A 17222-nucleotide genomic window follows, 5' to 3' on the forward strand; every position below is an offset into this window, starting at 1 on the left:
TGCCATGGACGTCGGCGCCGCAAGCAGAAGACCGCAACCGGCGTCGAACGGTTGTACATGGCATCCGGGTGAGACCCGGAAGAGGCGGGCCGGTCCCATGGGGGCGTGGCCTCCCGTGGAGAAGCAGTTGTCGATTGCCGAAATATCCCTGCTGAGCGCGCTTCTGGCCGGCACCCTGTCGTTCCTGTCGCCCTGTGTGCTGCCGCTGGTGCCGCCCTATCTCTGCTACATGGCGGGCATTTCCGTCGAGCAGTTCCGCAACGGTGCAGTCGCCGGCGCCGGTGCCGTCGCCGTGGACGACGGCCGCGCGCGCCGGGCCGTCCTGTTCTCCGCCCTGTGTTTCACCCTCGGCTTCGCCACCGTCTTCGTCGCGCTCGGGGCGGGTGCGTCCACGATCGGCATGGCGCTCAGGCGGCACATGGATATCCTGGCGCAGGTGGGCGGCCTCGTCATCATCCTGATGGGGCTGCATTTCCTGGGCGTGCTGCGGATCGGCCTGTTCTCCCGCGAGGCGCGCTTCCAGGGCGGCGGCAAGCCGGCAACGTTGTCCGGCGCCTATGTGATGGGCCTCGCCTTCGCCTTCGGCTGGACACCCTGCATCGGCCCGGTGCTCGGCGCGATCCTCGGCGTCGCTGCCGCCCGCGAGACGGTGGGCGAGGGCGCAGCCCTGCTGGCCGTCTATTCGCTGGGGCTCGCCGTGCCTTTCTGGATCGCCGCAGGCTTTTCCGGCGCCTTCATGCGGTTCCTGATGCGCTTCCGCAAGCACCTCGGCATGGTGGAGCGCATCATGGGCGTGCTGCTCGTCCTGACCGGGCTGGCTTTCATGTTCGGCTATATCAGCTCGGTGGCGATCTGGTTCCAGCAGACCTTCCCGATCCTGTCGCAGATCGGCTGAGCAGATCAGGTGAGCGGGCCTGTTTCTTTCCAACCGGCTGTTCCGGTCGGCGCCGACTTGCGCTAGAGGCATTCGAAGGCAATTCGAAGTACGGGTATCGGCGGACGGCATGGCGGAAATTATGGGACTGGTCCTGCCGTTCTTCGGCATGATCCTGCTGGGCTACGTCGCCGCGAAGATCACGCGCCAGCCGGCCGAGGCGCTCGGCTGGCTCAACACCTTCATCATCTACATCGCTCTGCCGGCGCTGTTCTTCAAGATCATCTCGCGGACGCCGATCGAGCAGTTGACCCGCGTCGACTTCATCCTCGCCAATGTCAGTGCCACCTACCTCGTCTTCGGCCTGATCTTTGCCATCGGCATCGCGTTCCGGCGCGCTCGCGTCGCCGAGGCGACCATGCACGGCCTGGCCGCCGCCTATGGCAATATCGGCTTCATGGGCCCCGGGCTGGCACTGCTGGCCTTCGGCGAGCCGGCGGCGGTGCCGGTGGCGCTGGTCTTCTGCTTCGAGAACATGCTGCATTTCATGGTCGCGCCGGCGCTGATGTCGTTTTCCGGCGGCGACCGGCGGGGGACGCCGGCGATCGTCAGGGATGTGGTCCGCCGCATCGTCACCCACCCCTTCATCCTGTCCACGGCGGTGGGCTTCCTCGCAGCCTTCTGGCATTTCGAGGCGCCGGCGCCGGCGCAGCGGCTGATCGACTATCTTGCGCAGGCGGCCGCCCCCTGCGCGCTGTTCGCCATGGGCGTGACGCTGGCGCTGCGGCCGCTGAAGCGCGTGCCGGCCGAGATCGGCTACATCGTGCCGGCAAAGCTCCTGCTGCTGCCGCTGACGATGTATCTGCTGCTGGGTGCCGCCGGCAATTTCGATCCGGTCTGGGTGCAGACGGCAGTCCTGCTCGCCGCACTGCCGACGGCGACGAACGTCTTCGTCATCGGCCAGCAATACGGGGTCTGGCCCGAGCGCGCGTCTGCGACGATCCTGATCACCACCGTGCTCTCGGTCGCGACCGTCACGCTCCTGCTCTATGCGATCAAGTCAGGCCTGCTTCCGGGTGACCCGTTCCCTTAAGGTATCGCGGACGGCCTTCCACGACCCGCCCGGCTCGACGCCCTCGCGCATGACCACGCTGCGCAGCGGCCCGATGGCGGACAGCATGTGCAGCCCGGCCGTCCGCAGGATCTGCACCGGCAGGAAGCCGGAAAGCAGCGAACGGTTGAGCAGGTCGACGCTCATGGTGCGGCTCTGGATGTCGGCGCGGCGGCTGCGGTCGAAGGCCTCACCAATCGTCGCGGCGGGCCGGGCGGGATCGGCCAGCAGGTCGCGCAGCGCCATCACGTCGCGCAGGCTGAGGTTGAGGCCCTGGGCGCCGATCGGCGGGAAGGCGTGCGCGGCCTCGCCGAGCAGCACCACGCGCCCCTTGCCGAAGCGCTCCGCCTGCATGCCGGAAAGCGGGAAGGCCTGCGGCGCGGCCTCGACGGTGACCTTGCCCAGCAACGACTGCATGCGCTCCTCGACCGCGCGGCCGAGTGCTTCGAGCGGCAGGCTACGGGTGGCCTCCGCCTCCCTGGGAGAGAGCACCCAGACGAGGCTCGAGCGGCGGCCCGGCAGCGGCACCTGCGTGAACGGCCCGTGCTCGGTATGGAACTCGGTCGAGGTGTTCGCATGCGGCAGGTCGTGGGCGAAATTCAGGACCAGCGCGGTCTGCGGATAGGTCCACGCGCGCACCGCAATGCCGCTCTGACGCCGCACCTCGGACTGCCGGCCATCGGCGCCGGCAACCAGCCCGGCGATGATCGAGCGCTTGTCGGAAAGGTGCAGTTCGACGGCGCTTTCGGTGAGGACGAGGCGTTCGAGTTTCGCCTCGAGGCGGGTGATCGCCTGGTGCGCGGAAATCCGCGTCTCCAGTTCGGCCAGGAAGGGCGCATTCGGGATGTTGTAGCCGAAGGCGGGCAGGCCGACCTCGCTGGACCGGAAGCTGACCGGCGGTGCACGGAAAAGCCGTCCGGTGCCGTCGAGGATGCGCATCGTCTCCAGCGGAGCTGCGACGGCGGCGATCTCCTCGAACAGCCCGAGATCGCGGATGAAGTCCATCGACTGCGCCATCAGCGCCGTCGTGCGACCGTCGGTGCTGCGGCCCGCCGGTGCCACGAGCGCCACCCGCTTGCCCGAATCGGCAAGAGCGAGTGCAGCGATATTGCCGGCGAGCCCGGCCCCGACGATAGCGATATCAAAGGCTTCCATGCGACGTCTTGCTTTCCGTTCATGCTTTCCCACAGAAATGCCTGCGGGGCTGAAACCGCAAACTACGCCCGGAACCGGCCAAAATCCATGGGTTCCAATGCCGCGGCGGCGCCGCATCGGCTGCCATGAGGGGCGAAGTGCCGGATTTCCGCTGGAAGCGGCGGCCAATCGGTGCATATTACCGGGCAAAATCCTGCGATGACGGCGGGTCTTGCCATGCGGCGCAGTGGCCGGGGCGCTTGGGAGAAGACAAGGGCAAGCGATGAAGTTCTTCAATTACAAGCGCGTTCCCTATGCGGAGATCCGTGCCTTTTCCGTCCATATCCTGACGGCGTCGGGTTCGTTCCTGGCCTTCCTCGGCGTCGTCGCCGCAGCCGAGCACCGTTTCGTCGACATGTTCTGGTGGCTGGGGCTCGCCTTGCTCGTCGACGGCATCGACGGCCCGATCGCGCGCAAGGTGCGGGTGAAGGAAGTGCTGCCGAACTGGTCGGGCGATACGCTCGACAACGTCATCGACTACGTCACCTACGTGCTCCTGCCGGCATTTGCGCTCTACCAGAGCGGGATGATCGGCGAGCCCTGGTCCTTCGTCGCCGCCGGCGCCATCGTCGTGTCGAGTGCGATCTACTACGCCGACATGGGCATGAAGACGGACGAGTACTTCTTCTCCGGTTTTCCCGTCGTCTGGAACATGGTGGTCTTTACCCTGTTCGTCATCAAGGCGAGCGAGGTGACGGCCTCGATCGTCGTGTTCGTCTCGGTACTCCTGACCTTCATGCCGATCAACTTCCTGCATCCGGTGCGCGTCGAGCGGCTGCGGACGCTCAACCTGATCATCTTCTTCGCCTGGTCCGCGCTCGGCGGCTATGCGCTGTTGTTGCATTTCGAGACGCCGCAATGGGTGGTGCTGGGCGTGGTCGGAACCGGCCTCTATCTCTATCTCATCGGCGCGATCCTTCAGATATTCCCGCGCCTCGGTAAGCATTGATCCGGGAGGAATGAAATGACACAGGCAATCGTCGTCCGGTCGCTCGGCGGCCCCGAGGTTCTGAAGGTCGAAGAGGTCGAGCTTACGCCGCCCGGGCCCGGCGAGGTCCGCATCAAGCAGGCGGCCGTCGGACTGAATTTCATCGACGTCTATTTCCGCACCGGCCTCTACAAGACGGAACTCCCCTTCATTCCCGGCAAGGAGGGCGCAGGCACGGTGACGGCGCTCGGCGACGGGGTGTCGGACTTTGCCGTCGGCGACCGCGTCGCCTATGCGGCAGGGGAAGGGGCCTACGCGGCCGAGCGCAATATCGACACGGCCCATCTGGTCAAGGTGCCGGACGGGATCTCGCTGGAGACGGCGGCGGCGATGATGCTGAAGGGCATGACGGCGCAGTACCTGCTGCTGCAGACCTTCCCGGTCAAGCCCGGCATGACGATCCTCTTCCATGCGGCGGCCGGCGGCGTCGGCCTGATCGCCGGCCAATGGGCCAAGGCGCTCGGCGCCACCGTCATCGGCACGGCAGGATCGAAGGAGAAGATCGAGCTGGCGCTGGCGCACGGCTACGACCACGTCATCGACTACACGAAGGAGGACTTCGTCGCCCGCGTGCTGGAACTGACCGACGGCAAGAAGTGCGACGTCGTCTACGATTCCGTCGGCAAGGACACCTTCCCGAAGTCGCTGGACTGCCTGAAGATGCGCGGCATGTTCGTCTCCTTCGGCAATTCCTCCGGCCCGGTCGACGCCTTCAACCTCGGCCTTCTGGCGCAGAAGGGCTCGCTCTATGCGACGCGCCCGACGCTGTTCCAGTACATCGCCACGCGGCCTGAACTCGATGCGTGTGCAAACTCGCTGTTTGATGTTGTGCGCAGCAACAAAGTGCGTATCAATATCAACCAGACCTATCCGTTGGCTGAGGCGGGGCGCGCGCACACGGATCTGGAAACCAGAAAAACAAGCGGAGCGACGTTGCTCATTCCCTGAAGGGCGACGTCGCGAAAGGGCCGCGAGAGGAGAGGGGCATAGTGTCAGTTGCTGGAGCGTCCGCGGGCAGCCCGTTGCTGGCTGTGCGCAACCTGACGAAGCTTTTCGGCACTTTTGCCGCCTGCAACGGCATCGATCTCGACATCCGGCCGGGGGAGATCCACGCGCTTCTCGGCGAAAACGGCGCCGGCAAGTCGACGCTGGTGAAGATGCTGTTCGGCGTTCTGGCGCCCACGGCCGGCGAGATCCTCTGGCTGGGCGCGCCGGTCTCGATCGCAAGCCCGGGGGCTGCCCGCAGGCTCGGCATCGGCATGGTCTTCCAGCATTTCTCGCTGTTCGAGGCGCTGACGGTGGCCGAGAACATCGCCCTGTCGCTGCCGCCGGGCATCTCGCTTGCCAGGGTTGCCGAAGAGGCTGCCCGCCTGTCGCACGCCTACGGCCTGCCGCTCGATCCGAAGGCGCATGTCGCCGACCTTTCGGTCGGCGAGCGGCAGCGCATCGAGATCGTTCGCGCGCTGCTGCAGGATCCGCAACTGATCATCCTCGACGAGCCGACCTCGGTGCTGACGCCGCAGGAGGCCGACCGCCTGTTCGAGACGCTGGCCAAGCTGAAGGGCGAGGGCCGCTCTGTCCTCTATATCAGCCACCGGCTGGAGGAGGTGCAGCGCATCTGCGACCGCGCCACCGTGCTGCGCCACGGCAAGGTCACCGGCGCCTGCGACCCGCGCCAGGAGACGCCGGCCTCGCTCGCCCGCATGATGGTCGGAAGCGATGTCGCGGCCGTCTCGGCGGAAGGAACGAACACGAAGGGCGAGGTGCTGCTGGAGGCGCGCGACCTGGACGTCGCCGCCCGCACGCCCTTTGCGGTCTCGCTCAAGAACGTGTCGCTGAAGGTCCATGGCGGCGAGGTGCTGGCGATCGCAGGCGTTGCCGGCAACGGCCAGGGCGAACTCTTCGACGCGCTTTCCGGCGAATACCCGGTATCGAAGGGCGAGGCCGTGCTGATCCGCAGCCGTCCCGTCGGCAGCCTCGGCATCACCGCGCGCCGGCTGATGGGGGCGGGCTTCGTGCCCGAGGAGCGCCACGGCCACGCCGCCGTCCCCGCCATGTCGCTGTCCGACAACCTCGTGCTCGCCCGCAGCCAGTCCGACCGCAGGGCGTTTCTCGGCGGCGGCGTGCTCGGCATCATCAAGTCCGCGGCCGTGCACATGGCCGCGAAACGGATTTCCGCGGCGATGGACGTCCGCAAGAGCGGCGAGGACCCGCCGGCGGGCTCGCTCTCGGGCGGCAACCTGCAGAAGTTCATCGTCGGCCGTGAACTCGACCGCCAGCCGGCGGTCCTAATCGTCAACCAGCCGACCTGGGGCGTCGACGCGGGGGCGGCGAGCCGCATCCGCCAGGCGCTGGTCGATCTGGCCAGATCCGGCTCGGCCGTGCTCGTCATCAGCCAGGATCTCGACGAGATCTTCGAGGTGGCGACCGAGATCGCCGTCATCAGCGAGGGGCGGCTGTCGGACGCCTATCCGGCGCGCGCGCTGACGCGCGAGAAGATCGGTCTGCTGATGGGCGGCATGCACGGCGAGAGGGTGCCGGAGGCCGCGCATGCGCATTGAACTGGAAAGGCGGCCCCGCGCCTCGGCCCTCTACGCTATCCTGTCGCCCTTTATCGCGCTCGTGCTGACGGTGATCGCCGGCGGAATCATGTTCTGGCTGCTCGGCAAGGATCCGGTCTCAGCCCTCTACAGCTTCTTCGTCGAGCCGCTGCTCGACGTCTGGTCGCTGCACGAGATCGCGATCAAGGCTGCCCCGCTGATCCTGATCGGCGTCGGCCTTTCGGTCTGTTACCGCTCCAACAACTGGAACATCGGCGCCGAGGGCCAGTTCATCATGGGCGCGATCGCGGGTGCGATCGTGCCGGTCGTCTTCCACGAATGGCATTCGCCGCTGGTGCTGCCGCTGATGCTGGTCTTCGGCATGATCGGCGGCGCGCTCTATGCGGCGATCCCCGCCTTCCTCAAGGCCAACATGAACACCAACGAAATCCTGTCGAGCCTGATGCTGGTCTATATCGCCCAGCTCTTCCTCGACTGGATGGTGCGCGGTCCGTGGCGCAGCCCGGAAGCCTACAATTTCCCCGTCACGCGCGATTTTGCCCCCGAGGCCATTCTGCCGGAGATCCTCACTTCCGGCCGAACCAATCTCGGCTTCGTCTTTGCCATCGTCGCTGCCGTCCTGGTCTGGTTCATGATGCGCTATACGCTGAAGGGCTTCGAGATCAGCGTGCTCGGCCAGTCGGAGCGGGCAGGGCGCTTCGCAGGCTTCTCCTCGCGCCGGATGATCTGGTTCTCGCTGCTGTTGTCCGGCGCGCTCGCAGGGCTTGCCGGCATCGCCGAGGTCAGCGGCAACATCAACAAGCTCCAGCCGGTCATCTCGCCGGGCTACGGCTTCACCGCCATCATCGTCGCCTTCCTTGGCCGCTTGAACCCGCTCGGCATCATCGCCGCCGGCCTGTTCCTGGCGCTGACCTATGTCGGCGGCGAGGCGGTGCAACTGACGCTCAGCGTCTCCGACAAGGTGACGCGCGTCTTCCAGGGGCTGCTGCTTTTCTTCGTGCTCTCCTGCGACACGCTGATCCTCTACAAGATCAGGCTCGTCTTCCCGGGCCGGGCGGTGCCGGCAGCGCAGCAGGGAGCCGAATGATGGGTATCGTCGAAGCGATCCTGCTGACCGTCATCACCGCCGCGACGCCGCTGGTGCTGGCAGCGCTCGGCGAACTCGTCACCGAGCGCGCCGGCGTGCTCAACCTCGGCGTCGAGGGCATGATGATCATGGGCGCGGTGCTGGCCTTTGCCGCCACGCACGCGACCGGCTCGCCCTATCTCGGCATCCTCGCCGGCATCGGCGGCGGTGCGCTGTTCTCGCTCCTGTTCGGCTTCCTGACGCTGACGCTGGTGGCGAACCAGGTCGCGACCGGCCTGGCGCTCACCATCCTCGGCCTCGGCATTTCCGGCCAGATCGGCGAGGCCTATGTCGGCATGTCCGGTACCAAGCTGCCGCAGATCGCAATCCCGCTGCTCTCGGACATTCCCTTTGTCGGGCCGCTGCTGTTCCGGCAGGACCTGATCTTCTACCTGTCGATCGCGCTGGTCATCGGGGTGAACTGGTTCCTGTTCAAAAGCCGCACCGGGCTGAAGATCCGCGCCATCGGCGACAACCATGCCTCCGCGCATGCGCTCGGCATCGGCGTCATCCGCATCCGCTATCTGGCCGTGATGTTCGGCGGCGCCTGCGCCGGTCTCGCCGGTGCGCAACTGTCGCTCGTCTATACACCGCAATGGGTGGAGAACATGTCGGCCGGCCGCGGCTGGATCGCGCTGGCGCTGGTCGTCTTCGCCTCCTGGCGCCCGTGGCGGGTGCTCGCCGGCGGCTATCTCTTCGGGGCTGTCTCGATCAGCCAGTTGCATGCCCAGGCGCTCGGCCTCGGCATCCCCTCCCAGTTCCTGTCGGCGCTTCCCTATGCGGCCACGGTTGTCGTCCTCGTCCTGATATCGCACAATCGGCGCACGACGTTGATCAACACGCCCGCATCGCTCGGAAAGCCGTTCGTGCCCGACCGATGAAGAAGAAGCGACGGGAAAACCAAGTCTCAAACCTACAGGGGTCAAAATGAAAAAACTGCTTCTCGCACTCGCAACCTCGGCGGCGATGCTCGGCTTCGCAGCCTCCGCCAGCGCCCAGGACAAGACCAAGATCTGCTTCATCTATGTCGGCTCCAAGACCGACGGCGGCTGGACGCAGGCGCACGACATCGGCCGCCAGGCGCTGCAGGACCATTTCGGCGACAAGATCGAGACGCCGTTCCTCGAAAGCGTGCCGGAAGGCCCCGATGCCGAACGCGCGATCGAGCGCATGGCCCGTTCCGGCTGCGCGCTGGTCTTCACCACCTCCTTCGGCTTCATGGACGCCACGATCAAGGTTGCCGAGAAGTTCCCGGACGTGAAGTTCGAGCACGCCACCGGCTTCAAGTCGGCCGCCAACGTCGCAACCTACAACTCGCGCTTCTACGAGGGCCGCTATATCCAGGGCCAGATCGCCGCGAAGATGTCCGAGAAGGGCGTCGCCGGCTACATCGCCTCCTTCCCGATTCCGGAAGTCGTGATGGGCATCAACGCCTTCGTCCATGGCGCCCAGTCGGTGAACCCGGACTTCAAGGTCAAGGTCATCTGGGCCAACACCTGGTTCGACCCGGGCAAGGAAGCCGATGCCGCCAAGGCGCTGATCGACCAGGGCGTCGACATCCTGACGCAGCACACCGACACGACCGCGCCGATGCAGGTTGCAGCCGAGCGCGGCATCAAGGCCTTCGGCCAGGCCTCCGACATGATCAAGGCCGGCCCGGAAACCCAGCTGACGGCGATCGTCGACACCTGGGGCGCGTACTACATCAAGCGCACCGAGCAACTTCTCGACGGTACGTGGAAGTCCGAACAGGTCTGGGACGGACTGAAGGACGGCATCCTGACGATGGCGCCCTACACCAACATGCCCGACGACGTGAAGAAGATGGCAGAGGATACCGAGGCGAAGATCCGCTCCGGCGAACTGCACCCCTTCACCGGCCCGATCAAGAAGCAGGACGGCTCGGACTGGCTGGCGGACGGCGAGAAGCCGGAAGACAAGGTGCTGCTCGGCATGAACTTCTACATCGCCGGCGTCGACGACAAGCTGCCACAGTAAGCCCGATCGTCTAGGATCGGTTGAGCTGAAAGGCGACAAACGGAGGCCCCGGCAGCGGAAACGCTCCGGGGCCTGCTTGCATGAGGGGGCCGGCCCTTGCTCCCTGTTCCTCGGGCCGGTCCGGGCGACCTGGCCACCTCGGCGGGCGTTTCAGGTCAGCCATCCTTGACACTTCGAACACCGGCACCAGATCCCTTGAACGGGTGGGGCACGATCCGGCAGTCCGTGCGCTTTGTTGGCGAGGGGCGGATGTTGCACCGCAAGATGATGGCGTGAATTTTTGTGCTTTGCGAATTTTGTGCGCGCCCGGAATTTGGAGTTTACAATAGTCATACAATATGATTTTTCTTGCATGGCTGCTGAAGAGCAGCTTTCTTTGGGAGGATATCATGACTTTGAAGACCGCACTCGCGAGTGCCACGATTCTGGCTGCCTGCATGTTCGGTTCGGCTCACGCCGCCGACCTGACCGTAGGGTTCTCGCAGATCGGCTCGGAATCCGGCTGGCGCGCTGCTGAGACGACGCTGACCAAGCAGCAGGCCGAAAGCCGCGGCATCGACCTGAAATTCGCCGACGCCCAGCAGAAGCAGGAAAACCAGATCAAGGCGCTTCGCTCCTTCATCGCCCAGGGCGTCGACGCGATCCTCGTCGCCCCGGTCGTGGCGACCGGCTGGGACGACGTCCTGACCGAGGCCAAGGACGCCGAGATCCCGGTCATCCTCCTCGATCGCACGGTGGATTCGTCCGAAGACCTCTACATGACCGCCGTCACCTCGGACCTGGTCCACGAGGGCAACGTCGCCGGCAAGTGGCTGGTGGACACGGTTGCCGGCAAGCCCTGCAACGTCGTCGAGCTCCAGGGCACGACCGGCTCCTCGCCGGCGATCGACCGCAAGAAGGGCTTCGAAGAGGCTCTGGCCGGCAATGACAACCTGAAGATCATCCGCAGCCAGACCGGCGACTTCACCCGCACCAAGGGCAAGGAAGTCATGGAGAGCTTCCTGAAGGCGGAAGACGGCGGCAAGAACATCTGCGCGCTCTACGCCCACAACGACGACATGGCCGTCGGCGCCATCCAGGCGATCAAGGAAGCCGGCCTGAAGCCCGGCACCGATATCCTCGTTGTCTCGATCGACGCCGTTCCGGATATCTTCCAGGCCATGGCCGCCGGCGAAGCCAACGCCACGGTGGAACTGACGCCGAACATGGCAGGGCCCGCCTTCGACGCGCTCGCCGCCTTCCAGAAGGACGGCACGCTGCCGCCGAAGTGGATCCAGACGGAATCGAAGCTCTACACCCAGGCCGACGATCCGATGAAGGTCTACGAGGAAAAGAAGGGCCTCGGCTACTGATCTCTCCCGGCCCCGCATCCGCGCCAATGCGGATGCGGGGCTTTTTCGCGCTTATCCTTCTCCCCGCTGCGGGGAGAAGGTGCCGGCAGGCGGGTGAGGGGCCTTGCACCTCGCGCCGCCACGGAGCGGCATCCAATTCGGGCAGGGACAATGCCAGGAAACACATTCGGCAGCGACGACATCATTCTCTCCGCCACGGGGATCGACAAGGTCTTTCCCGGCGCCAAGGCCCTGAACAAGGTCAATTTCCAGCTCGCCCGCGGCGAGGTGCATGCGCTGCTCGGCGAGAACGGCGCCGGCAAGTCGACGCTCGTCAAGTGCATCACCGGCGCCTATCGCCGCGACGGCGGCCGCCTCGTCCTCGACGGCGCCGACATCGATCCGCGTGACACCTTCGAGGCGCAGCGCCTCGGCATCGGCACGGTCTACCAGGAGGTGAACCTCCTGCCGAACCTGACGGTCGCCGAAAACCTCTTCCTCGGCCGCCAGCCGAAGCGCTTCGGCCTCGTCGATGCGCGCGAAATGAACCGGCGTGCCGAAACGCTTCTTGCCGGATACGACCTCGACGTCGACGTCAGGGCTGAGCTTTCCAGCTGCTCCGTCGCCGTGCAGCAGGTCGTGGCGATCGCCCGCGCCGTCGATCTCTCCGGCAAGGTGCTGATCCTCGACGAGCCGACCGCCAGCCTCGACGCCCACGAGGTGGAGATGCTGTTCTCCATCGTCCGCCGTCTGAAGGCGCAGGGCCTTGGCATCGTCTTCATCACCCATTTCCTCGAGCAGGTCTACGCGATCTGCGACCGCATCACCGTGCTGCGCAACGGCCAGCTCGTCGGCACCCGCGAGGCGGCCGCGCTGCCGCGACGCGAGCTGATCGCCATGATGCTCGGCCGCGAGCTCGGCGACGAGATCAAGGCCGTCGCCCGTGCCGACGCCGCCGAGGGTCCCGTGCGCTACCGCTTTGCGGGCTATGGCCGCAAGGGGCATATCGAGCCGTTCGACCTGGAGGTCAGGAAGGGCGAGGTGGTCGGGATTGCCGGCCTGCTCGGTTCCGGGCGGACCGAGACCGCCGAAATCCTCTTCGGCGCCGAGAAGGCCGACAGCGGCACGGCCGAGATCGACGGCAAGCCGGCCGAGCTCACCTCGCCGCGCGCCGCCATCCGCCACCGCTTCGGCTTCTGCCCCGAGGACCGCAAGGTCGATGGCATCGTCGGCGATCTGTCGGTGCGCGAGAACATCGCGCTGGCGCTGCAGGCCCGGCGCGGCTGGGCGCGCCCGATCCCGCGTGCCGAGCAGGACCGGCTGGCCGACCAGTACATCAAGGCGCTGGACATCCGCACCACCGACCGGGAAAAGCCGATCCGGCTTCTCTCCGGCGGTAACCAGCAAAAGGCGATCCTCGCCCGCTGGTTGGCCACCAATCCGGAATTTCTCATCCTCGACGAGCCGACGCGCGGCATCGACGTCGGCGCGCACGCGGAAATCATCCGCCTCATCGAGAACCTTTGCGAACAGGGCATGTCGTTGATCGTCATTTCTTCCGAGCTCGACGAGCTCGTCGCCTACAGCCGCCGCGTCATCGTCCTGCGCGACCGCGCCCATGTCTCCGAGCTGGTCGGCGATGCGGTGACGACCGCTCACATCGTCGAGGCGATCGCCGCCGGCGAAAAGCAGGGGGCCGCCTGATGAACGCGCTGAAGCCCCATCTGATCCGGCTCTTGCCGCAGTTCGCCGTCCTCATCGCCGTCGTGGCCCTGATCTCGCTGGCCTTCCCCGATTTCCTCAAGCTGCAGATCCAGAACGGCCGTGTCTACGGTAGCCTTATCGACGTCCTGAACCGCGGCGCGCCGGTGGCGCTGCTGGCGATCGGCATGACGATCGTGATCGCCACCCGCGGCATCGACCTCTCCGTCGGTGCGGTCATGGCGATCTGCGGCGCGGTCGCGGCCGCCTCGATCACGTCGGGCCACTCGCTCGTCTATACGCTGGCGCTGGCACTTTCCGTCGGAATGCTCTGCGGCCTGTGGAACGGCATCCTCGTCGCCGTCCTCGACATCCAGCCGATCATCGCAACCCTCGTCCTGATGGTCGCCGGCCGCGGCATCGCGCAGCTGATCACCGAGGGCGCGATCCTGACCTTCAACGATCCCGGCCTGATCTTCATCGGCAGCGGTTCGTTCCTCGGCCTGCCGATGCCGGTGGTCATCTGGCTGGTCTTCGGCATCGCGGTCACGCTGCTGGTCCGGCGCACGGCGCTCGGCATGCTGGTCGAGGCACTCGGCATCAACCGCCGCGCCAGCACGCTTTCGGGCGTATCGACCGGCGTTCTGCTGATCGCGGCCTACGTGCTGAGCGGCCTGTGCGCGGCGATCGCCGGCATCATCGCCGCTGCCGACATCAGGGGCGCGGACGCCAACAATGCGGGGCTCTGGCTGGAGCTCGACGCGATCCTGGCCGTCGTGGTCGGCGGCAACTCGCTGCTCGGCGGCCGCTTCAGCATCGCAGCCTCGCTGCTCGGCGCCCTGATCATCCAGTCGATCAACACCGGCATCCTGCTGTCGGGCTTCCCGCCCGAGTTCAACCTCATCATCAAGGCGGCGATCATCGTCCTGATCCTCGTCATCCAGTCGCCGCGGATCCGCGATCTCGCCACCCTGTTCGGCCGGGCCGACAGCGCCGAGGCATCCGTCAAGCAGGAGGCGAAATGAACCCGCGCTACGTACCGCTCGCCGCCACGGTCGCGATCTTCCTCGCAGCCTATGCGCTCTGCATCCTGCAGTACCCGAACATGCTGTCGACGCGGGTGATCGGCAACCTCCTGACCGACAACGCCTTCCTCGGCATCGCCGCCGTCGGCATGACCTTCGTCATCCTCTCCGGCGGCATCGATCTGTCGATCGGCGCGGTGATCGCCTTTACCGGCGTCTTCATCGCCGTGGTGCTGGAGAGCACCGGCCTGCATCCGCTCGTCGTCTTCGTCCTGGCGCTCGGGATCGCCACGCTGTTCGGCGCGCTGATGGGCGCGATCATCCACCATCTGGAGATGCCGCCCTTCATCGTCACGCTCGCCGGCATGTTCCTCGCCCGCGGCATGGCCTTCGTCCTGTCGATCGATTCGGTGCCGGTGAAGCATCCGTTCTATGCGACGATGAAGGCGTTCTACTACCGGTTGCCGGGAGGAGGGCGGATCACGCTGATCGGCGGGCTGATGCTGCTGGTCTTCGCCGCCGGCATCCTGATCGCCCACCGCACCCGCTTCGGCGCCAATGTCTACGCGCTCGGCGGCGGCGTGCAGACCGCACGGCTGATGGGCGTTCCGGTCGCGCGCACGACGATCGCGATCTACGCGTTTTCCGGGCTCCTGGCCGGCCTTTCGGGCATCGTCTTCTCCCTCTATACCTCGGCAGGCTATTCGCTGGCCGCCGTCGGTGTCGAACTGGATGCGATCGCGGCCGTGGTCATCGGCGGCACGCTTTTGACCGGCGGTTCCGGCTTCGTCGGCGGCACGCTGATCGGCATCCTCATCATGGGGCTGATCCAGACCTACATCACCTTCGACGGTTCGCTCTCAAGTTGGTGGACGAAGATCCTGATTGGGCTACTTCTGTTCGGATTCATCCTGATGCAGAAGGGATTTCTCTATCTGTCGAAGGGTGGCAGGCGGCTGGCGTGACGAGATGGAATGCAACCGGCCGGGAGTGGCCGGATGGGGGAGGAACGGGTCGATTGCGCAAAGGACTTCTCGAAACCGTCATCACGGGCGCCAACACGCGCACCAGTCATGCCCAGGTGGTCAACGAGCTCGGACGCGCGATCGTCGCCGGTGAGTTCCCCGTCGGCGCGACCCTTCCGGGCGATGCCGAACTGGCGGCGCGCTTCAAGGTCTCGCGGACGGTGCTCCGGGAATCGATGAAGACGCTCGCGGCCAAGGGGCTGATCGTTCCGAGAGCGCGGATCGGCACCCGCGTCACCCCGCGCTCGCAATGGAACCTGTTCGACAGCGACATTCTCACCTGGCAGCTGGCCAAGGGCGTGGACGAGGTCTTCCTGCTCGACCTCAGCGAAGTCCGGCTGGCCTTCGAGCCACACGCCGCCGTGCTTGCGGCCCGCTTCGCCACGGACGCCGACATCAGCCACATGATGCGGCTGGCAGTGGCGATGGGCGACCCGGAACACACCGCCGAGACGCTGGCGCTGGCCGACCTCCGGTTTCACCTCAGCGTGCTCGACGCCTCGCGCAATCCCTTCTTCCGCACCATCGGCAGTTTGATCGAGGCAGCGCTCGTGGGCGTCTTCCGCCTCAGTTCGCCGGCCCGCGACCGCGGCAAGATCGATGACGTGGCGGCAACGCATATCCGTATCGTCGAGGAGATCCGCAAGCGGGACGAGGAAGGCGCGCGCCGCGCCATGGAAAACGTCATCCGCGTCGGCCGCGACCGGGTGGTGGAAGCGCTGAACGAACGCCGGCGCGCATCGACATCGTGAGAAGGCGGCCTGTCGACGAAGGGCCGCGGCCAAGCGGTTCCGCGCCCGTTCAGTCGTCGTTGCTGGCGTTCAGTTCCTCGGGCCGCAGCCCGTCGCCGTGATGCTCCAGCTGCGCCTCGCCCATGGACTGGTAGAGGTTGAACAGCGCCTCGCTCGCCTTCGAGACATAGCGGAACCATTCCGGATTGGCGGCGATCGCCGGATGGTGCAAAAGGTGCTGGTCGACCAGGTCGAGGACGATGGACGCCGTGTGCGTCGCCTCGTGACAGGATCGCGTGCCCGCGGCGCTGCGCGTCAGCAGTTCGGCCGATGAGGTACCTCTCGCCTGCGCCAGTTCGGCAATCAGCTTGAGGCGCTCGTCCTCGACTTCGATATCGCTGCTTTCGATCATGGCCGGAGTTTCTCATAGCGTGGGTGGACTGTCGAGCGCTCTTGGCGCGGGCATCGGACGGGCAACGCCGCCGTAAGCCTTTGGTTCCAGTCGTCAGTCGACCGCCATCCGCGCCAGGTCGATCGCAATCGACATGATGACGCCGACCGCCGTCAAAAGCAGGCCGACGGCGAACAGCCGGTTACCGGCCTCGAAGACTGACTTCTGCAGCGAATTGGGGCGCAGCAACCGCCAGAGCGCACGCGCCTGGAAGACGATGCCGGTGGAGATCAGGATGAGCGTCGGCAGGTCGGTCAGCTGCCACTCGTTCGGATTGCTGGCCCAGGTGTTCAGGAAACCGAGCGAGAAGGAGAGGACGATCCCGAACACGGTGAGGTTGCCGTTGCGGAATAGGACGCCCACTTCCGGTTCGCCCTTGTGGTCTTCGCTCGTATCCATGCCGTCTCCCGGTCTCGAACGGTTGCCCGTTAGCGTAGCCGGGTCATGTGTCACTCATATTGGCCGGCCCGCTGCGCGCATGTTGGTCCCGAAAGCCTGCCGTTGGCAAGGCCCGTCGCAACGGCCGGCGGTCTTCGGCATGGAGAACGGCCGTCAGAACGGCGGCGTGATCTCGTCATGATGGTGCGGCCGCTGGTGCTCGCGCTGGCGGCGCATCGCCTGTGCGAGCACGAAGCCCAGCACGGCGGTTCCAAGGACTATGGCAGACAATGCAAAAAAGTTTTCCATCACAGCTCCTCCCCGCAAGAAGGATAGCATGGGTGGGCGGAAGTCGGAAACCGGTTCGAAGTCTATGGTTTCTGCCGCGTCTCAGACCGCGTGCAGGACGTGCGCCGCCTTCACTGCCGCCGAAGCGCGGTTCTCGACGCCGAGCTTCACGTAGATCTGCTCCAGGTGCTTGGTGACGGTTCGGGCGCTGAGGCCGAGGATCTCGCCGATGTCGCGGTTGGCCTTGCCCTTGGCGATCCACAGAAGCACCTCGGATTCGCGCTGCGTCAGCTGGAAATGCTGGCGCAGGATCTCGTCGTCGCTGAGCCTGTTCTCGGCGCTGAGGCGAAACAGGTACTCGTCCGCCCCGATCGCGCCGAGATAGGAGAGCTGCAGCGTCGCCTGGCCGTTCTGGCGGATGGTGAAGCTGCCGTCCTTGC

Annotated in this window: 16 protein-coding genes and 1 pseudogene; 13 read left to right on the forward strand and 4 right to left on the reverse strand. The window is 66.0% G+C overall.

Going from position 1 to position 17222, the window contains the following annotated elements:
• Nucleotides 1-127 precede the first annotated feature (127 nt).
• Nucleotides 128-895 carry a cytochrome c biogenesis CcdA family protein gene (locus tag LQK81_RS04805; RefSeq protein WP_230803913.1) on the forward strand — a complete coding sequence of 256 codons (768 nt, stop codon included), beginning with the start codon at nucleotides 128-130 and terminating at the stop codon, nucleotides 893-895.
• 109 nt (nucleotides 896-1004) lie between these two features.
• Complete coding sequence (locus tag LQK81_RS04810) at nucleotides 1005-1967, forward strand: AEC family transporter (protein ID WP_230803914.1); 963 nt, start codon at nucleotides 1005-1007, stop codon at nucleotides 1965-1967.
• Here LQK81_RS04810 and LQK81_RS04815 read toward each other — a convergent pair.
• On the reverse strand, nucleotides 1935-3140 hold the full coding sequence (locus LQK81_RS04815) for a UbiH/UbiF family hydroxylase (protein ID WP_230803915.1): 1206 nt from the start codon (nucleotides 3138-3140) through the stop codon (nucleotides 1935-1937). The two genes, LQK81_RS04810 and LQK81_RS04815, sit on opposite strands and share 33 nt — an antisense overlap.
• 262 nt (nucleotides 3141-3402) lie before the next feature.
• Here LQK81_RS04815 and pcsA point away from each other — a divergent pair, with 262 nt between their 5' ends.
• The 11 genes from pcsA (at nucleotide 3403) to LQK81_RS04870 (ending at nucleotide 15686) form a co-directional block, all read left to right on the forward strand.
• Entirely contained in the window at nucleotides 3403-4128 is a 726-nt protein-coding gene (pcsA, locus tag LQK81_RS04820; protein ID WP_230803916.1) for a phosphatidylcholine synthase, read from the forward strand.
• A 15-nt stretch (nucleotides 4129-4143) separates the two neighbouring features.
• Entirely contained in the window at nucleotides 4144-5115 is a 972-nt protein-coding gene (locus LQK81_RS04825) for a quinone oxidoreductase family protein (protein ID WP_230803918.1), read from the forward strand.
• 41 nt (nucleotides 5116-5156) lie between these two features.
• On the forward strand, nucleotides 5157-6728 hold the full coding sequence (locus tag LQK81_RS04830; protein ID WP_230803919.1) for an ABC transporter ATP-binding protein: 1572 nt from the start codon (nucleotides 5157-5159) through the stop codon (nucleotides 6726-6728).
• Complete coding sequence (locus LQK81_RS04835; RefSeq protein ID WP_230803920.1) at nucleotides 6718-7815, forward strand: ABC transporter permease; 1098 nt, start codon at nucleotides 6718-6720, stop codon at nucleotides 7813-7815. The genes LQK81_RS04830 and LQK81_RS04835 overlap by 11 nt, the downstream gene beginning before the upstream one ends.
• Nucleotides 7815-8735: an ABC transporter permease gene (locus tag LQK81_RS04840; protein ID WP_230803922.1), complete on the forward strand. Its 921-nt coding sequence runs from the start codon at nucleotides 7815-7817 to the stop codon at nucleotides 8733-8735. The genes LQK81_RS04835 and LQK81_RS04840 overlap by 1 nt, the downstream gene beginning before the upstream one ends.
• Before the next feature lie 46 nt (nucleotides 8736-8781).
• Nucleotides 8782-9852, forward strand: coding sequence for a BMP family ABC transporter substrate-binding protein (locus tag LQK81_RS04845; protein ID WP_230803924.1), 1071 nt, complete (start codon nucleotides 8782-8784; stop codon nucleotides 9850-9852).
• A 389-nt stretch (nucleotides 9853-10241) separates the two neighbouring features.
• Nucleotides 10242-11204 (forward strand): galactofuranose ABC transporter, galactofuranose-binding protein YtfQ, encoded by a 963-nt coding sequence (gene ytfQ, locus LQK81_RS04850; RefSeq protein WP_230803925.1) that lies wholly within the window; start codon nucleotides 10242-10244, stop codon nucleotides 11202-11204.
• A 150-nt stretch (nucleotides 11205-11354) separates the two neighbouring features.
• A complete protein-coding gene (gene ytfR / locus LQK81_RS04855; protein WP_230803928.1) occupies nucleotides 11355-12887 on the forward strand; it encodes a galactofuranose ABC transporter, ATP-binding protein YtfR in 1533 nt (510 codons plus the stop codon).
• Nucleotides 12887-13909, forward strand: a complete 1023-nt coding sequence (locus tag LQK81_RS04860; RefSeq protein ID WP_442967063.1) for an ABC transporter permease — start codon at nucleotides 12887-12889, stop codon at nucleotides 13907-13909. The genes ytfR and LQK81_RS04860 overlap by 1 nt, the downstream gene beginning before the upstream one ends.
• Nucleotides 13906-14874, forward strand: coding sequence for a galactofuranose ABC transporter, permease protein YjfF (gene yjfF / locus LQK81_RS04865; protein ID WP_230803929.1), 969 nt, complete (start codon nucleotides 13906-13908; stop codon nucleotides 14872-14874). Before LQK81_RS04860 ends, yjfF begins: the two co-directional genes overlap by 4 nt.
• 53 nt (nucleotides 14875-14927) lie before the next feature.
• The gene (locus LQK81_RS04870) at nucleotides 14928-15686 is read left to right on the forward strand and encodes a FadR/GntR family transcriptional regulator (protein ID WP_230803931.1); all 759 of its coding nucleotides are present in this window, start codon (nucleotides 14928-14930) and stop codon (nucleotides 15684-15686) included.
• 49 nt (nucleotides 15687-15735) lie between these two features.
• Here LQK81_RS04870 and LQK81_RS04875 read toward each other — a convergent pair whose 3' ends face one another.
• The 3 genes and pseudogenes from LQK81_RS04875 to LQK81_RS26410 all read right to left on the reverse strand — a co-directional run.
• Complete coding sequence (locus tag LQK81_RS04875) at nucleotides 15736-16077, reverse strand: hypothetical protein (protein WP_230803932.1); 342 nt, start codon at nucleotides 16075-16077, stop codon at nucleotides 15736-15738.
• Nucleotides 16078-16170: 93 nt separating this feature from the next.
• Nucleotides 16171-16515, reverse strand: coding sequence for a hypothetical protein (locus LQK81_RS04880; protein ID WP_230803934.1), 345 nt, complete (start codon nucleotides 16513-16515; stop codon nucleotides 16171-16173).
• Between the two features lie 369 nt (nucleotides 16516-16884).
• Nucleotides 16885-17196 (reverse strand): annotated as a pseudogene (locus tag LQK81_RS26410) (helix-turn-helix domain-containing protein); the annotation flags it as partial.
• Between the last annotated feature and the right edge of the window lie 26 nt (nucleotides 17197-17222).

The organism is Rhizobium sp. GN54, from assembly GCF_021026345.1.
Lineage (GTDB): Bacteria > Pseudomonadota > Alphaproteobacteria > Rhizobiales > Rhizobiaceae > Mycoplana.

Coding starts and splice junctions, on each gene's coding strand:
- LQK81_RS04810 (WP_230803914.1), top strand. CDS start 1,005: ATGGCGGAAATTATGGGACTGGTCCTGCCGTTCTTCGGCATGATCCTG.
- LQK81_RS04815 (WP_230803915.1), bottom strand. CDS start 3,140: ATGGAAGCCTTTGATATCGCTATCGTCGGGGCCGGGCTCGCCGGCAAT.
- pcsA (WP_230803916.1), top strand. CDS start 3,403: ATGAAGTTCTTCAATTACAAGCGCGTTCCCTATGCGGAGATCCGTGCC.
- LQK81_RS04825 (WP_230803918.1), top strand. CDS start 4,144: ATGACACAGGCAATCGTCGTCCGGTCGCTCGGCGGCCCCGAGGTTCTG.
- LQK81_RS04835 (WP_230803920.1), top strand. CDS start 6,718: ATGCGCATTGAACTGGAAAGGCGGCCCCGCGCCTCGGCCCTCTACGCT.
- LQK81_RS04840 (WP_230803922.1), top strand. CDS start 7,815: ATGGGTATCGTCGAAGCGATCCTGCTGACCGTCATCACCGCCGCGACG.
- LQK81_RS04845 (WP_230803924.1), top strand. CDS start 8,782: ATGAAAAAACTGCTTCTCGCACTCGCAACCTCGGCGGCGATGCTCGGC.
- ytfQ (WP_230803925.1), top strand. CDS start 10,242: ATGACTTTGAAGACCGCACTCGCGAGTGCCACGATTCTGGCTGCCTGC.
- ytfR (WP_230803928.1), top strand. CDS start 11,355: ATGCCAGGAAACACATTCGGCAGCGACGACATCATTCTCTCCGCCACG.
- LQK81_RS04860 (WP_442967063.1), top strand. CDS start 12,887: ATGAACGCGCTGAAGCCCCATCTGATCCGGCTCTTGCCGCAGTTCGCC.
- yjfF (WP_230803929.1), top strand. CDS start 13,906: ATGAACCCGCGCTACGTACCGCTCGCCGCCACGGTCGCGATCTTCCTC.
- LQK81_RS04875 (WP_230803932.1), bottom strand. CDS start 16,077: ATGATCGAAAGCAGCGATATCGAAGTCGAGGACGAGCGCCTCAAGCTG.
- LQK81_RS04880 (WP_230803934.1), bottom strand. CDS start 16,515: ATGGATACGAGCGAAGACCACAAGGGCGAACCGGAAGTGGGCGTCCTA.